Genomic DNA, 16,661 nt, shown 5'->3' with positions numbered 1-16,661 from the left:
TATATTATATTGACAATGAAATCAATAAGATGTTACATTCTAAAGTGTAAAGGATTAGTTAACAGAAAATTAACTAAATTTTAACAATAAACATTTGGAATTTAAATTTAAGAGAAAACATATAACGAGAGGATTAAAAATTTATTATGAGTAACTTTGAAATTTTTACAGGAATTTTTGGAGGCTTAGGTCTATTCCTATATGGAATGAATTTAATGAGTGATGGATTAGAGAATATAGCGGGTGATAAGCTAAAAGGTATATTAGAAAAAATAACAAGCAATAGAATTATGGGGGTATTTGTTGGCACTATTGTAACAGCAATAATTCAAAGTTCTAGTGCAACCACTGTTATGGTGGTTAGCTTTGTAAATGCAGGTCTTATGTCATTAAACCAAGCAACAGGGGTAATATTGGGATCTAATATTGGTACAACAATAACAGCTCAGATGGTTAGTTTCAAGCTTGAGGTTGTAGCACCTATATTTATAGGTATAGGTGTAATAGTAGCTATGTTAGCTAGGAAGAAAAAGATAAAGGATATAGCATTTATATCAGTAGGCTTTGGTATATTATTTATGGGTATGGGTCTAATGTCATCTTCAATGAAACCAGTAGCTGATTTACCTATATTTAAAGAATTTATTGTAAGTGTAGGAAATAATCCTTTATTAGGAGTTTTAGTAGGAATTATAATGACTGCTATACTTCAAAGCTCATCAGCAACTACTGGAATACTAGTAGCGTTAGCTTCAGTAGGGACTATAGATATGCCAGTAGCCTTCCCAATGATTCTAGGATGTAATATAGGAACTTGTGTAACAGCTATTATAGCTTCATTGACAGCTAATAGAACAGCGAAAAAGGCTGCATTGTTACATTTATTATTTAAGATATTTGGTACTATATTATTCTTACCATTTGCATCACAAGTAGTAAGTATAGTATCAACTATGACACCTGATAATATTGGAAGACAAGTGGCTAATGCTCATACTATCTTTAATATAGTTATAACAATAGTAATGCTACCAGTAGCATCATACGTAGTTAGGTTAGTAAATCGTATATTGCCAGATAATGAGGAAGTTGAAAGTGATGGAGCCATATATCTTGATAAAAAGCTTTTAGAAACACCAGTTGTAGCAAGTGGACAGGTTGTGAAAGAAACTACGCGAATGCTATATAAAGCAAGAGAAAATCTAGAGCTAGCCATGAATGCATTCTTTACACCTAGGGAAGAGGATATAGAGAAGGTATATGAAAATGAAAAAATAATAAATAACTTAGAAAAAGAGATAACTGAGTATTTAGTAGAGATTTCAGAACATAATTTACCAGAAAAAAATGCTAAATTAATAAGTCAGCTATATCATACAATAAATGATATAGAGAGAATAGGAGATCATGCAGAGAACATAGCAGAGCTTGCAACTCTTAAATATAGAAATAATATTTTTATAACAGAAGATGCATTACAAGAAATAAAGGAAATATTTAAAGTTACTCTAAAATCTGTTAACTTAGCAATAAAGAGCTATGAAGATGAAGAGGAAAATAGTAGTGTAGTGGTTGAGGAATTAGAGGAAAAGATAGATGGGTTAGAGGATGAATTTAGAGAAAATAATATTCAGAGATTAAGCTCTAAATTATGTCAGGCAAATGCTGGAGTAATGTTCTTTGATTTATTATCGAATCTTGAAAGAATAGGAGATCATGCTAAGAACATAGCTACTGTTAAAGAAAGTTATGATGATAGAATATAAATCTAGAATAGGAGTCCTGTGACTCCTATTTTTTTAATAATATAAAAGGAGTATGCTATAATATAAGATATTTCTAATTAGAAGGAGAAAGGTAGATGGGTATTAATACATCAATAAAAGAAATAACTAAAATTAAGATAAAAGAACCTAAAAGATATAAAGTTGTAATGTATAATGATGATTTCACATCAATGGAATTTGTAGTCTTTATATTAGTTAATATATTTAAGAAAAGTAATGAAGAAGCTGTAACTATTATGATGAGTGTACATAAAGCTGGCAAAGCAGTAGTAGGTACATATTCTTATGATATTGCAAAAACAAAGGTTGATTCAGCTATTGCACTAGCAAGAGAAGAGGGCTTTCCCTTTAGAATTAAAGTTGAGGAGGCATAAGAAATATGGAAATAAGATTTTCAGATATTCTAGAAGAAATATTTATTAAAGTAGTAAGCTTTGCTAAGGAAGAAAAGCATGAATATGTAACACCTGAGCATCTATTATATGTGGTTACTTTTAATGATGGATTTAGAGAGAGTTTTAAAAGATGCCATGGTGATATTAATAAATTAAGGGAAGATTTAAAGAGGTATTTAAAAGAAAATCTAGATACAGTAGAGGATGAAGATCCTAAAGTAAGCTATGCACTAAATGAGGTTATATCTTATGGAAGTATAAAAGCTGTATCATCTGAAAATGATTTAGTTGGGATTACTCACATAATAGATGGAATAATGAATTTAGAAGATAGTTATGCAGCATATTATATCTTACAACAAGGGGTAGAATGGTCCAATTTATTATATGAGATGTGTGGTCTTGATTTTGAAGATAAAAAGGAATCAGCTTCTATTGGTAATAATGAAGTAAGTGTTGAAAAAAGTAGTGTAGATAACACTGATTTAAGTTGGAAACAATATGTTACATGTATTAATGACATAGTAGATGAAGGAAATCCTCTTATAGGGAGGGAGCCAGAGCTTGAGAGAACAATGCAAATTTTATGTAGAAAATATAAAAATAATCCTATCCATATAGGGGAAGCTGGAGTTGGAAAAACTGCGATTACAAATGGATTGGCAAAGTTAATTAATGAAGGTAAGGTGCCTGGAAAATTAAGAGGCGCAAAAATATTTGCAATTGACCTAGGTGGAATGCTTGCAGGAACCCAATATAGAGGGGATTTTGAGAAACGCTTTAAAAGCGTTATGGATGGAGTATCTACAGTAGAAAACCCTATTGTTTATATAGATGAAATTCATAATATAGTTGGTGCAGGTGCAATAAATGGAGGTTCATTTGATGTATCAAATATGCTAAAACCATATTTAACTTCGGGGAAAATAAGATTTATCGGGGCTACTACCTATGAGGAATTTAATAAACATTTTACAAAAAGTAAAAGTTTGATTAGAAGATTTCAAAATATAGATATTAAAGAACCATCAATTGAAGAAACTATAGAAATTCTTAATGGTCTTAAGGAGTATTATGAAGAGTATCATAATGTAAGGTATAGTAAAAGTACAATAGAACATGCTGTAATATTAAGTGATAAATATATTAATGATAGATATTTGCCCGATAAGGCTATAGATTTAATTGATGAAGCTGGAGCATATAGGGTGATGCATCCCTTAAATAAAAAAGTTCAAACAGTAGATAAGAAGTTAATAGAAGAGGTTTTATCAAAAATTTGTAATATTCCTAAACAAACTGTAGAGACTGATGAAGTAAAAAAATTATCACTTATTGAAAAAAAGCTTAAATCAAAAATATTTGGCCAAGATGAAGCTGTTGAAGAAGTCGTTAATGCAGTTAAACTTTCAAGGGCAGGATTAAATGATGATAATAAGCCTGTGGCTAGTATGCTTTTTGTAGGCCCTACTGGGGTTGGAAAGACAGAGATAGCTAAATCCTTAGCTTCAATACTTAACATTGAATTAGTAAGATTTGATATGAGTGAATATGTAGAAAAGCATACAGTAGCAAAGTTAATTGGTGCCCCAGCTGGATATGTAGGATATGAAGAAGGTGGATTGTTAACAGATGCAATAAAAAAGAATCCTCATTGTGTATTATTATTAGATGAAATAGAAAAAGCTCATAATGATATATTTAATATTTTGCTGCAGGTTATGGATTATGCTACTTTGACAGATAACCAAGGTAAGAAAACTGATTTTAGAAATGTAATATTAATAATGACATCAAACGCTGGAGCAAGTAAGGTTGGAAAAAGCCTTATTGGATTTGGAGAAAGAAATATAAGCAAAGATGGAATAACTGATGAAGTAAAGAGAGTATTTACTCCTGAATTTAGAAATAGACTAAGCAAAACAGTAATTTTTAATAGTCTTGATAAAAAGATGGCTACTAAGATTGTAGAGAAAGAATTTAGGTTATTAAGTGAGAAGCTTGCATTTAAAGGTATTGAATTATTACCATCAAAGGCATGTATAAACTTTATTGAGGAAAAAGGTACTAGTGAGGAATATGGTGCTAGGGAGATTAGTAGAGTAATAAATACAGAGATAAAGTCCTTGCTTGTTGATGAGATTCTATTTGGAAAATTAAAAAAGGGTGGAAAGTGCAAAGTAGATTATATAGATGGAAAGATAGTTATTAATGAAGAGTGAGATAATAGAAGGGCTTATATAAGAATATTGAAGAATTGCTAAGTTAAGAGTAACTTAGCAATTTTTTTATTGATTGAAATAATAGTTTGGCAATAAGTTGGCAACAACTTAACAAAAAGTGGAAATAACTGTGGATGATAATAATATATGAAATGATAAGTTAGAGGCTTGAAAGGGGTAAGTATTAAAATGAAAGCAAAATTAATTAAAGTATTAATGGCATTGGTAGTATCATCAACTATAATAACAAATGTTGGATTAGAAGCTGTTTGTGCAAAAGAAGAGTTAGTAGGGGTAGTACAAAAAGAAGAAGCTAAGGTGAAAAATGTTGAAGACATTATTCAGGAAGAAGAGACGGGGGTAATACCATATGAGTACTGGGAAGAATGTAAACCCTTGATATTGAATGTATGCGAGGAGTTAGGGGTAGAAGATATAAAAGAGGTAACCTTTGAAGAAATTAAAGGTATTAAAAGAATATATTTAGCTAATGAAGGATTAACTGGCTTACCTAAAATAATTGAAAAATTTACAGGACTTGAACAATTATATATACATGGGAATAAATTTGAAAAAATACCGGAGGAAATATATAAATTAAAAAACCTTCATAGCTTAATTTTAAGTAATAATGATATGATAACTGAAATACCAAAGGATATAGCTAATTTAAGTAATTTAAAAAGTTTGATCATTAGTAACAAGAATTTAACAAATATTAGTGAAGAAATAAAAAGTTTATCTTCTTTGAAAGAGCTGATTATAAATGGAAATAAAAATATTTCAGGTCAGTTAGAAAAAATATTTAATATAAATAGTTTAGAAAGATTATCATTGGATAGCTGTAACCTAGTTGATTTAGGAGATGATATAAGTAAATTAAAAAATTTAAAGTGGCTTAGTATAAAGGACAATCAGTTTACGTCTAATCCAGTATTACCAGGTGTACAAATTGATAGTTGGAGGAATTTGATACCTAGGGTATATGAGAATAAACAGCTTATTTTAAGTTCTAGTGAGTTAAATATAACTAAAGGAAATACTGTATCTCAAGATATGCTTAGGGGCTTACTTTTAGTTGATAAAAGTGGGATGGGTTATCAAGAAAAAACAGAGATGCTTAATAGTGGACATGATATAGAATTAGTACTAGATGATAAAATTATTAGTTTAGAAGAATTAAAGAATCTAACCCCTGGGAAATATAAAGCGAGATTAAAGCTAGCTGTTGCTGAATTAGAGAATACTACTGCAATAACTAAGGATTATATTGATATAACAATTACAGAAAAGGATGAGGCAGGAGATTCAAAGAACAATGATTTGGTTAAAACAGGAGATGTGGGGTCAATTAGTAATTTGTTTGCAGTTGGTAGTATTGCAGGGGGAGCTACTTTATTACTAAAAAAGAAAAAATAGTTTATAACTAAGGGAGGATGGACAAGCCATCCTCTTTTATTCTAAAAGCTTAGTTAATTTATGACCACAAGTAGGACAACTAAAGTTTATTTTTTCATCATTATTAGTATTATAATCAAAGAGATATTTCTCCATTAAATCTCCACATATAGGACATATTATATTATCATATAAATTCATTTATAAACTCTCCTTAAAATATTTAATAGATATAATATATTTTAACATTTACTTTATTTAAAAGTTATTATAAAAGATATTAATTTATAAAAGTTTATAAAAAATAGCTAGGATTTTAAATGTTATTGTATAAATACAATAATGAGTTACAATTAAAAATATGTTAATATCTAATTAGTAATTAAAAGGCAGATATAAATTTTTAATAGAATTTGATGGCAGAGGGTGGATTTAATGATGAATTTTAATTTTAATAATTTAACAGGGGAGGTGATTACAAGGGATAGCTTTCAGTATGAAGAAAGTAGAAAAGCGTGGAATAGGGCAATTGAGAAGTATCCACTAGTAATAGTATATTGTCATAATAATGAAGATGTAATCAATGCATTAATTTGGGCAAAGGAAAATTCACTTCCTATAAGGATAAGATCAGGATGTCATCATTATGAAGGATATTCAACAGGTAATGACCTAGTTGTTATTGATGTTAGTAAGATGAATAATATATATGTAGATGAAGAAAATGGTCTAGTTAAAATAGAAGGTGGAGTTAGAAATAGAGAATTATATGAAGCTATGGGATCTAGAAAATATCCATTTCCAGGGGGCGGATGTCCAACAGTAGGAGTAGTAGGATTAACACTAGGTGGTGGCTGGGGTTACTCTAGCAGGTTTTTGGGACTAGCTTCTGACAGTTTGGTTGAATTAGAATTAGTGGATTATAAAGGTAATATTATAATAGCTAATGAAAGAAAAAATGAAGATTTATTTTGGGCATGTAGAGGGGCAGGAGGCGGTAATTTTGGTGTTATTGTTTCTATGACATTTAAGATACCAAGTAAAGCTGAAAATGCTACTTTAATAAATATAGATTGCAATGAAATAGATATAGAAGAAAAAATAGAATTAGTACAAGTATGGCAAAGAGAATTTAAAAATTTAGATAGACGTATGAATATGAAAATGGGAATTTATAATTCTAAAGAAAAAGGAAAAGGAATTAAGATGGCAGGGCTATTTTATGGTGATAATTATGAAGCAAAGAAGTTGTTAGAGCCATTTAAAAATGCTGTAAGCAAAATAGATATTTCTTTGGAATATATGTCTGTTTTAGAAGCCAATAGAGCTATTCAAGACAGTCATCCTGATTATGAAAAGTATAAGTCATCAGGACGATTTGTTTATAGAGACTATAGTAGAGAAGAAATTGAACAGATTATAAATCTAGTTGATAATAGAGCAGAAGGAGCCGTATATACAGCAATCTCATTCTATGGATTAGGTGGAGCAGTTTCTGATCAGGATAATAGTGCTATGGCAGTAAGCTTTAGAGATGCAAGATTTATAATGGCATTACAATCAGTTTGGGAGGATTCAAAATATTCACAAATTAATAGTAAATGGATGTTAGAAAAATTTAAGTACATAAAAAAAGTTACAGATGGATCTTTTATAAATTTCCCATTAGCTGAATTAGATAATTATGAAGAAGAGTATTATAAAGATATAGGAAGGCTTAGGGAGATAAAATCTAAGTATGACCCAGAAAATATATTTGATTTTCCTCAAGGAATAAAGAGAGCCTAGATGGTTCTCTTTATTTTTTTATATCAGAAAAGCTCAGTAAAGTTAAACTTGACATAAAATACCAAGATGATATCATAAAATTAACTGAACTTTAGCAAAAGCAATTATACACTAGAAAAAGGGGTTAAAAACAATGATGACATTAGAAAAATTTGAACAAGCGTATGAAACAGTTCAGAATGTAATCTTAAAGACTAAATTAGTTTATAGCGATTATTATTCAGATTTAACTGGAAATAAGGTTTACTTAAAACCTGAAAACATGCAAAAAACTGGGGCTTATAAAATTAGAGGGGCTTACTATAAAATTAGTACCCTTACAGAGGAAGAAAGAAGTAAGGGATTAATAACTGCTTCAGCTGGGAATCATGCACAAGGGGTAGCATATGCAGCAAAGGTATATAATGCAAAGGCAGTTATAGTTATGCCAACTACAACTCCACTTATAAAAGTAAACCGTACTAAATCATATGGGGCAGAAGTTATATTATATGGAGATGTATATGATGAGGCATGTAACTATGCTTTAAAGCTTGCAGAAGAAAAGGGGTATACATTTATCCATCCCTTTGATGATTTAGATGTAGCAACTGGGCAAGGATCAATTGCCATGGAGATAATAAAGGAACTTCCTACAGTTGATATTATTTTAGTACCAATTGGTGGAGGGGGATTAGTAGCTGGTGTTTCTACATTAGTTAAGTTAATAAATCCTAATATAAAGGTTATAGGTGTAGAACCAGCTGGGGCAAACTGTATGCAAGAATCTTTAAAGGTTGGAGAAGTTATAACTTTAAATTATATAGACACCATAGCAGATGGTACAGCTGTTAAGACACCAGGATCAAAAATTTTCCCATATATTCAGGAAAATATTGATGATATCATTTCAATAGAGGATCATGAATTAATAGGAGCCTTTTTAGATATGTTAGAGAATCATAAGATGTTAGCAGAAAATTCAGGTCTATTAACTATTGCAGCACTTAAACATCTGAATGTTACTGGCAAAAAGGTTGTTTCTATTATAAGTGGTGGAAATATGGATGTAATAACCTTTGCATCATTAGTACAACATGGACTAATTGAAAGGGAACGTATTTGTACTATATCCGTATTATTGCCAGATAAACCGGGAGAATTAACAAATGTATCTAAGGTTATTGCAGATTCTCAAGGGAATATTATAAAGTTAGATCATAATCAATTTGTGAACATTAACAGAAAGAGTGCAGTTGAACTTGATATTACTATGGAGACTTTTGGGCATGAACATAAAGAGTCTATAATCCAGGCTCTTAAAGATAATGGATATGATCCCAAGTTAATAAAATCTAAGATGATATATCAATAAAACAATATCAATAAAGGAGAGTTATATATGAAAAAAGAAGTTATAGTAACAGAAAAAGCTCCTAAAGCTATAGGGCCATACTCACAAGGACAAAGGGTAGGAAATTTAATATATACCTCAGGTCAAATTCCTTTAAATCCTGAAACTGGAGTTTTGTGCACTGAGATAAAGGAAGCTACAAAGCAATCCATAGAAAATGTAAAGGCTATTTTAGAAGCAGGTGGAAGTTCATTGGATAGTGTGGTTAAGACCTGTGTTTATATAAAAAGTATGGATGATTTTGCATTAGTAAATGAAGTATATGCGGAATACTTTAAGAATAACCCACCGGCAAGAAGTTGTGTACAAGTTGCAAAGTTACCTATGGATGCATTAGTAGAGATTGAAGCAATAGGTATTATTGAGTAGAATATAGTGTATAGAAATATAATTAGATATTTATATTAGTTAAGGAGGATAGATTAAATCTATCCTCCTTTAATTTAATACTTTTAGCAGAAGGAGAGTCAGTAGATGGAGAAATTTATTGGTAAGCTTAAGGAAGTCCCAGAAAAAGGTGGAGCATATATAGAAATACCCTTTAATGTTGAAGAAGTGCTTGGAGGAAAGAGAGTTAAGGTAAAAGCAACATTTGATGGAGTTGAGTATAGAGGATCAATTGTTAGAATGGGAACAGAATGTCATATAATTGGTGTTACAAAGGAAATCAGAAGTAAGATGAATAAAGATATAGGTGATGATATAGTAGTCACTATTGAGAAAGATGAAGATGAGAGGGTAATAAAACTTCCAAAGGATATTGAGGAAAAAATTAAATCATATAGTGAAGTATATGATTTCTGGAACAGCTTATCATTCTCAAATAAGAAGAAGTATTCTAATTGGATAGAGTCAGCGAAAAAGGAAGAAACACGAAAGAAACGCATAGAAAGCACATTTGAGATGTTAAAAAACAAAGAAAAATTAAGGTGAAATATTAGTTGATTATAAAAGATCTGTATCAAAAGTTATTTTGATGTAGATCTTTTTTATTTAAATATATAAGTGTTTTTATAGGATGATGTAACAAGTAAGTTTAATTGAAAAATTAATGTAAATATAATAAATAGTAAAATCTGCTAAGTTCTAGTAATGCCTTGACTATTGGTTCCATAGAGAATAGGATATATAGTATAGAATGATGAAAAAGCAATTAAAAGGTAATTATTTGTATAATTAAAAGTATAATTGTCATGGAGGGAAATGTTATAAATGAGTAAGCATTTTAGCCTTAAAGAGAAAAAAGGAATAGGAAGATTGATAACTATATTTACTATTATATTCCTAGTATTTTTCTCATGTATATACATAAATGTTTTATTTTTCAATACTAATGATCTTGTTCATTTTAGGATGATAAGATCCACCTATATAGGTGGAACGATTTTAGGGATATTATTAATTGTATATTATATTATAAATAAAAATAAGAACAAGCTTTTATGGATAAAGTCACATACAAATATAACATTTCTAATAATATTTGCAATTATGTTTTTAATTCAAATAATACTTGCTAAATCTATATACTTTAATCCAGGATGGGATGTTGGTGGAGTAATAGATCATGCTGCTAATCTTGTCTCAGATCAGAAAGCCTTCGATCAAAATTATTTCATGTTATACCCAAATAATATATTTATCATGTTAATATATAGCAAACTATACAAGTTGTCATTGATATTTAATTTTTTGGATTATAGATTTCTTCTAGTTGTAGTTAATATTATTTTTGTAGATCTTTCTATGTTGTTATCACTTTTAGTTTGTAAAAAGATCTTTAGGAAAGAATCTATAGTTATAATATATTCTTTATTTTTAGTATTATTTGCATTTTCGCCTTGGATAGTAATTCCATATAGTGATACATTAAGTATGCTATTTCCAATACTTATTTTTTATATCTATTTAGTTCAAAAGGCATCAAAAAATAAGTTTAAAAAAATATTATTACTATTATTAATTGGTATTATAGCAGTAATAGGATATCAGATAAAGCCAACAGCAATAATAGTTATTATTGCAATAGTAATAAGTGAAATAATTTATAGTATTAAGGAAAAAAGGAAAGTAATTAGCCTTATAGCCTTTATATTATTAATAGGATTTGGATTTCTTTTTACCAAGGTAGTATATAACAAATTTACAAGTAACGTAGTAGTTAATGGATATAACCTTGATGATAGAGAGGATAAAGAAGTACCTTTTACTCACTTTATTATGATGGGAATGCAAAGTGTATATGTAGAGAATAGAGGAACTATATATGGTGCTTATAGTGAGGAAGATATTAAATATACTATCAGTTTACCAACAAAGGAAGCAAAAGTTGAAGGGAATTTAGAAGTGATAAAAAATAGACTTGAGGAATTTGGGGTTAGTGGATATATTAAATTTTTGTTTAACAAAGCTTGCTGGATATTATCAGATGGGACTTTCTATTATGGTGGTGAAGGGAACTTTATGCGAGGGGAGCCATATTCTACAGGAAGGATGAGTGAAAAGTTACAAGATATTTTTCTACCAACTGGGGAAGACTATTACACATTAGCGAACATACTTCAAGGACCCTGGTTACTTATATTATTTCTAATTATTTACCCCATTTTTATAAGAAATAAAGGGGATAATAATGAAAGTACTTTTATTATTAGATTAACACTGACGGGGATTGTATTATTTCTATTATTCTTTGAAGGTAGATCAAGATATTTAATTAATCATTTACCATTTTTTATGTTGCTAGCTACTTTTGGATTTGAACAAGTATATCGTAAGTACATTGAAGTTATAGGGGATTAGAAAATTATAAACAAAACTAATAATTATGGAGGTATGTATGCAGCATATTTACAAATTTAAATTTTATATTAATGCAAGACACTCAGTAAATTTTGATGGTGTAAAGTCAAATATACATCCACATACTTGGGAAACAGTCATATATATCAATGTTAATTCCAATAATTTCATTAACTTCTCCAAAATTGAAAAGTTTTTTGAAGATTATTTTAAAGAGTATGAAGGAAAGTACTTAAATGATTTAGTATATTTCAAAGAATCCTACCCAACTATGGAAAACATAGGTAAAAAGATATTTAATGATATTAATAGTTCTCTTAATAGTAATAGTTTAGTTTTAAGTCAATTAGAAATCAGTGAAAATCCTACTAGAACTTATATCATAAAAAAGTAGTACTAAGGCTAGGAGGTAGAGGGTGGCTATATTAATAAAAGAAGAAGATGCAATAGAAAAAGAAGAAAAACTAAATAGAAAAGTTGCTCTTGAAGAAAGAAGAAGTATTCAAAAAGCTAAGAGAATACAATTGATGTACTGTGCAATTATTTTGCTTATAGCGTCTATAATTACTATAATAAATATAAATAAATCTGGTACATATCCTTGGGGATCTGATACTTTTGGACATTTATTTAAAGGCAATATTCTTTATGATACTTTTAGAGAAGGAAATATATTTAATAACTTTAATTCAGCTTGGTATAATGGTGTACAGATTTTCAGATATAGTGAGCCTATTACATACTATCTTATAGCTTTTATTAATTTATTTACTAATAATATATTTATTACATTTAATGTATTTATAGTATTTGTATTTATAGTAGGAGGCTTTGGATTTCTTTTATGGGGATATCATAGTGAAAGGCAGAAGTTAGGATTATTCTTAGGTATTATGTGGTTCTTTATTCCAAATAACTTAAGAGTGCTATTTGCAGAAGGAAATTTACCTCTTACTATTATAAATATGTTAATTCCATATTTATTTCTAGTATATTATTATGCAATGAAAGAGAATAGGGTAAGGAACTACTTCTTATTGGCATTATTAATAGCAGTGATAACACTTACAAATGCTTCTTTGGCAATTATGATATTATTATTTCTTTTTACTTTTAATATTATTGATGCAATAAGAAACAAGAAAGTAAGAAAGAATTTTGTTTTATTAGGAATAGTAGTATTAGGAGTTTTGGTTACTAGTTTTTGGTTGATTCCTGCCATCAAAGGTGGCCTACTTAATATGAGTAAAAGTGAAGTATCTCAAGTGATGGATAGATCAACATATATATTTTCACAGTCTTTAAATCCCTTATTAAGATTTAGTAATATTGAGGTATATTATTTTGGTTTAAGCTTTGTTTTTATAAGTATATTTGGAATAATATTTTCCTATAAAGGAAATAGAGTAAGAGGATTATTTATAACATCAATATTAATATTAATAGGAACTCATAAAGTTTTATTACCAGTACTAAAAGAGATACCTATTAGTCAATTTATGTTTATAATCAAAATTACTGGGATTGCAATTGCGTTGGTCTTTGCCGCATTATTATTTTGGAAAAATTTAAGAAAATCACTACTTTTGCTAATCTGCTTTATTATTTCACTAGATTCTATGATGAGCTTTGAAGGATTAGGAGTAAATAGAGAATTTCCGGAGGACATTAGTAACTCAATAGAGATTGCAAGTGAAATGGCGGTTCAAAGAATAGGAATATTAGATGCATCTGACTATGGATCATTTCCAAGCTATTACATAAGTTATATTAATGATAAAAATATTATAGAACAAATATTCGGATGGGAGTGGCATGGTGCAGAAACTGCCAGCAACATAATAAATATAAATACATCCCTAGAAAACAATTATTTTGCAACTATGTTTGATAGAAGTTTAGAACTTGGTGCGGATACATTAGTTATTAAGAAGTCATTTATAAAGGATTTTAATGATTTAGATTACTGGGCTGATAAAGTAGGATATGAAAAAAGATATGAGGATGAAAAGGACATTATTTATAAATATCCTATAGAACAGGGATTTGGAACGAAGGTAACATTTGATGCTATAGGGATAGGTGAGTATGCAAGTAACATAATTTATAATTTTCCTGATTTCACCATTGGTGATAGTACATATATTGATGACTATAATTTTGATGAACTAAAAGGTTATAAAAGTATATTTTTATCAGGATTTAAATATCGAAATAAAAATAATGCAGAAAAGTTAGTGAAAGATTTATCTGAATATGGAGTACGGGTTGTTCTTGATATTAGAGGTATGGATGAATCAGGATTTCTCGGAGTAGTTCCTCAGTTAATTGATTTAAAAAAGAGTTATGGTGATATTTATTATAAAGGAAATAAAGTAGAATTAGGGGATTTTCCAGAGGAATTGTATGATTTTAGATGTGAGTATATTATTGGGGCAAAGGAAGAAAATATAGATAGCTATAGTGTAATTGAAACAAAAGTATTAGATTATCTCAGTTATTATAATGAAAATTTAGTATTCTTAGGACTGAACTTACCTTATTATGCAACTATGACAAAGGATAAAGTAGCAATTAATATTCTAGAAGACTTGTTAAACAAGGAAGCGAATGTACTACCTAAACGACAGGTGGTAAAGGTAGATATTAACTTTGAATCTGATAAAAGAATTATGATAACATCAGAGGAAAGTGGAGTTGTAACTTCCTTAGCATGTTTAGATACTTTTAGAGCTATAAAGGGTGATTTTAGCAGATTTAATAATTTGGTAGTAATAAATGAAAATGAAGTGCTTATTGAGATAGGATATCCTAATGAATGGGTAGGGCAAGTATTATCAATTGTAGCAATTATTTCCTTGTTGGTAATTATTAGATCAACGCAAAAAGGAAGACTGAAAAGATATTTAGATAATGAAAGTAGGGGAAGTTAGTTGGCAAGAGGGTTTGTATTTATTTTAGTTATAGCACTTTGGTGCTTAGCAATAGTACTATTTAGAAATTTGAAGATGGATTTCTTTAAATTCTTTGTGGGTAGTATAGGTTTTTTTACTATAGCAATGGTGTTTTTCATGGGACCTTTAGAAAAAATGCTTGTTGACTCTCTTACTTATATTCTAGATTTAATAAGTAAAAATACAGAGTGGTTTGAAGTTCTTAGGACATATGGAATTATGATGATAGAGCCAAAGGGTGGAGGAGTAATAAGTATGTCAATTAACTACCAATGTTCTGGTGTTATAGAATTATTGGTATATACTGCACTAGTTATATTTTTCCCTTTTGTAACAATTGGAAAGAAGATTATAGTTTTAATAGTAGGTAATTTATATTTAGTTGTTGCTAACATTATTAGAATTCTTTTTATAGTGTTTATGGTAAAAACTTTTGGGAAGGAAGCTTTTGATGTTTCCCATTTAGTTATAGCTAGAATCCTATTTTTTGTATTGACTATAATTCTTTATTATAAAGTATTTACTAAAAGCCAGTTGTCAAAACAAAAGGTTGGTGAAATAAAGTAATGGAGAAAGTTCTAGAAGGATTCACTTTTTGGGGTGTATGGCTTGTAATCCCTATATTAGTAGATATATTCTCAGGAATATTATCAGTAATTACTGTTTTTATTAGATATTTAAAAAAGGAAAAAGAAAATAAATTAGAGTACTGCCCATATGTAACTATATTAGTTCCAGTATATAACTCTGAAAAGACTTTAAGGACATGTATTGAGTCAATAACTAAACAAGAGTATCCAATAAAAAATATTCAGGTCTTACTTATTGATAATGGCTCTAAAGATAATTCATATGATATTTATTGTGAATTACAGGAGAGATATACATCCTTAAGGCTTTGGTGGCTCGATTCCTCACAAGGAAAAGCTAAAGCACTTAATAAAGGCTTATATATGGCAGAGGGAAAATATATTATAAATATTGATTCTGATGGTATGTTAGATAAGAATGCTATACATAATATGGTTTATAAATTCGAAAATGACGATGAGATAATTGCAATGACTGGAGTTATTCTTACAAATTATAAAGATATAGAAAAAACTAAATCAATATCAAAAAGAATATTTCAAAAATGTGAGCTTTTTGAATACTGTGAAGCTTTTTTGGTAGGAAGAGGATTTCAATCTCAAACTAATACTATGTTTACATTAGCTGGAGCATGTTCAGCTTTTAGAAAAGATGCTGTTTTAAAAACACAACTATATAATGGTGAGACTCTTGGCGAGGATACACATATGACATCACAAATTAGAGAATTTCTTAATGGAAAGGTTGTGCTTTGTGAGGATGCATTTTTCTTTGTAGATCCTATAGATGATTTAGACAAACTATATATACAAAGGCAAAGATGGCAGAGAGGGGAAATAGAAGTATCTACACTTTTCTGGGCTCGAACTAAGAAAAAAGGGATATTTAACGTTCTTAATTATAATATGCTTAAAGATCATACATTAGTTTTTCCTAGATTAATATGGTACTTTGCAATGTTTTACTTAGTATTTATGGATTATCCATTAGAATTGATTTTGGGAGCAAATATAATTATGTATATTGTTTATTTTTCTAATTCTACTATTCAGTATTTTGTAGGTAGGTTGTATTTAAAAGACCAAATAGAAACTAAGAAATACATGAATAAAAACTTATATATTCTTTTAATATTACCTATCTATAGAATGCTTGTATTTTTTATGAGAGCAGCGGGAATATTGAATGCGGCAGAAAGTGGTAATTCATGGAATGCGAAAACCTTTGAACAAGAGAAGGAGATTATAAAAGGGAGTGTAAAAGATAGGACTCAGCTTTATAGAAAAGTAAAACATTGGGTTAATAATGGAAAATAGAATTAACAGGGGGGA

General features: G+C 29.1%; 14 protein-coding genes. 13 read left to right on the top strand and 1 reads right to left on the bottom strand.

What is annotated here, in order from left to right; genetic code table 11:
• Window positions 1–146 precede the first annotated feature (146 nt).
• The 4 genes from ACSYT2_RS11890 to ACSYT2_RS11875 all read left to right on the top strand — a co-directional run bounded on the left by ACSYT2_RS11890 (window position 147) and on the right by ACSYT2_RS11875 (window position 5,823).
• Window positions 147–1,766, top strand: a complete 1,620-nt coding sequence (locus ACSYT2_RS11890; RefSeq protein ID WP_438384833.1) for a Na/Pi cotransporter family protein — start codon at window positions 147–149, stop codon at window positions 1,764–1,766.
• A gap of 95 nt (window positions 1,767–1,861) precedes the next feature.
• Window positions 1,862–2,161: an ATP-dependent Clp protease adaptor ClpS gene (locus ACSYT2_RS11885; protein WP_430855424.1), complete on the top strand. Its 300-nt coding sequence runs from the start codon at window positions 1,862–1,864 to the stop codon at window positions 2,159–2,161.
• A gap of 5 nt (window positions 2,162–2,166) precedes the next feature.
• Window positions 2,167–4,404: an ATP-dependent Clp protease ATP-binding subunit ClpA gene (gene clpA / locus ACSYT2_RS11880; RefSeq protein ID WP_438384832.1), complete on the top strand. Its 2,238-nt coding sequence runs from the start codon at window positions 2,167–2,169 to the stop codon at window positions 4,402–4,404.
• A gap of 189 nt (window positions 4,405–4,593) precedes the next feature.
• On the top strand, window positions 4,594–5,823 hold the full coding sequence (locus ACSYT2_RS11875; protein WP_438384831.1) for a leucine-rich repeat domain-containing protein: 1,230 nt from the start codon (window positions 4,594–4,596) through the stop codon (window positions 5,821–5,823).
• Between the two features lie 36 nt (window positions 5,824–5,859).
• Here the strand turns inward: ACSYT2_RS11875 and ACSYT2_RS11870 are convergent, their stop codons facing one another.
• Window positions 5,860–6,003, bottom strand: coding sequence for a hypothetical protein (locus ACSYT2_RS11870; RefSeq protein WP_430855421.1), 144 nt, complete (start codon window positions 6,001–6,003; stop codon window positions 5,860–5,862).
• A 234-nt stretch (window positions 6,004–6,237) separates the two neighbouring features.
• On the opposite strand from ACSYT2_RS11870, the gene ACSYT2_RS11865 reads away from it, so the two are divergent.
• The 9 genes from ACSYT2_RS11865 (at window position 6,238) to ACSYT2_RS11825 (ending at window position 16,646) form a co-directional block, all read left to right on the top strand.
• On the top strand, window positions 6,238–7,590 hold the full coding sequence (locus ACSYT2_RS11865) for an FAD-binding oxidoreductase (protein ID WP_430855420.1): 1,353 nt from the start codon (window positions 6,238–6,240) through the stop codon (window positions 7,588–7,590).
• Window positions 7,591–7,723: 133 nt separating this feature from the next.
• Window positions 7,724–8,944, top strand: coding sequence for a threonine ammonia-lyase (ilvA, locus tag ACSYT2_RS11860; protein ID WP_438384830.1), 1,221 nt, complete (start codon window positions 7,724–7,726; stop codon window positions 8,942–8,944).
• A gap of 27 nt (window positions 8,945–8,971) precedes the next feature.
• Complete coding sequence (locus ACSYT2_RS11855; protein ID WP_430855418.1) at window positions 8,972–9,352, top strand: RidA family protein; 381 nt, start codon at window positions 8,972–8,974, stop codon at window positions 9,350–9,352.
• 105 nt (window positions 9,353–9,457) lie between these two features.
• Entirely contained in the window at window positions 9,458–9,916 is a 459-nt protein-coding gene (locus tag ACSYT2_RS11850; RefSeq protein ID WP_438384829.1) for a YdeI/OmpD-associated family protein, read from the top strand.
• A gap of 279 nt (window positions 9,917–10,195) precedes the next feature.
• The gene (locus tag ACSYT2_RS11845) at window positions 10,196–11,785 is read left to right on the top strand and encodes a glycosyltransferase-like membrane protein (protein WP_438384828.1); all 1,590 of its coding nucleotides are present in this window, start codon (window positions 10,196–10,198) and stop codon (window positions 11,783–11,785) included.
• 37 nt (window positions 11,786–11,822) lie between these two features.
• On the top strand, window positions 11,823–12,179 hold the full coding sequence (locus ACSYT2_RS11840) for a 6-carboxytetrahydropterin synthase (protein WP_430855415.1): 357 nt from the start codon (window positions 11,823–11,825) through the stop codon (window positions 12,177–12,179).
• 22 nt (window positions 12,180–12,201) lie between these two features.
• The gene (locus tag ACSYT2_RS11835; protein ID WP_438384827.1) at window positions 12,202–14,718 is read left to right on the top strand and encodes a 6-pyruvoyl-tetrahydropterin synthase-related protein; all 2,517 of its coding nucleotides are present in this window, start codon (window positions 12,202–12,204) and stop codon (window positions 14,716–14,718) included.
• Window positions 14,719–15,306 (top strand): exosortase family protein XrtG, encoded by a 588-nt coding sequence (gene xrtG / locus ACSYT2_RS11830; RefSeq protein WP_430855413.1) that lies wholly within the window; start codon window positions 14,719–14,721, stop codon window positions 15,304–15,306.
• Entirely contained in the window at window positions 15,306–16,646 is a 1,341-nt protein-coding gene (locus ACSYT2_RS11825) for a TIGR03111 family XrtG-associated glycosyltransferase (RefSeq protein WP_430855412.1), read from the top strand. The genes xrtG and ACSYT2_RS11825 overlap by 1 nt, the downstream gene beginning before the upstream one ends.
• The last annotated feature ends 15 nt before the right edge of the window (window positions 16,647–16,661 follow it).

Origin of the sequence: Clostridium zhoujianii (genome assembly GCF_051590805.1) — a bacterium.
Lineage (GTDB): Bacteria > Bacillota > Clostridia > Clostridiales > Clostridiaceae > Clostridium.
Note: the sequence above shows the minus strand (reverse complement) of the source record. Positions and strands in the feature narration are given on the sequence as shown.

Coding starts and splice junctions, on each gene's coding strand:
- ACSYT2_RS11890 (WP_438384833.1), top strand. CDS start 147: ATGAGTAACTTTGAAATTTTTACAGGAATTTTTGGAGGCTTAGGTCTA.
- ACSYT2_RS11885 (WP_430855424.1), top strand. CDS start 1,862: ATGGGTATTAATACATCAATAAAAGAAATAACTAAAATTAAGATAAAA.
- clpA (WP_438384832.1), top strand. CDS start 2,167: ATGGAAATAAGATTTTCAGATATTCTAGAAGAAATATTTATTAAAGTA.
- ACSYT2_RS11875 (WP_438384831.1), top strand. CDS start 4,594: ATGAAAGCAAAATTAATTAAAGTATTAATGGCATTGGTAGTATCATCA.
- ACSYT2_RS11870 (WP_430855421.1), bottom strand. CDS start 6,003: ATGAATTTATATGATAATATAATATGTCCTATATGTGGAGATTTAATG.
- ACSYT2_RS11865 (WP_430855420.1), top strand. CDS start 6,238: ATGATGAATTTTAATTTTAATAATTTAACAGGGGAGGTGATTACAAGG.
- ilvA (WP_438384830.1), top strand. CDS start 7,724: ATGATGACATTAGAAAAATTTGAACAAGCGTATGAAACAGTTCAGAAT.
- ACSYT2_RS11855 (WP_430855418.1), top strand. CDS start 8,972: ATGAAAAAAGAAGTTATAGTAACAGAAAAAGCTCCTAAAGCTATAGGG.
- ACSYT2_RS11850 (WP_438384829.1), top strand. CDS start 9,458: ATGGAGAAATTTATTGGTAAGCTTAAGGAAGTCCCAGAAAAAGGTGGA.
- ACSYT2_RS11845 (WP_438384828.1), top strand. CDS start 10,196: ATGAGTAAGCATTTTAGCCTTAAAGAGAAAAAAGGAATAGGAAGATTG.
- ACSYT2_RS11840 (WP_430855415.1), top strand. CDS start 11,823: ATGCAGCATATTTACAAATTTAAATTTTATATTAATGCAAGACACTCA.
- ACSYT2_RS11825 (WP_430855412.1), top strand. CDS start 15,306: ATGGAGAAAGTTCTAGAAGGATTCACTTTTTGGGGTGTATGGCTTGTA.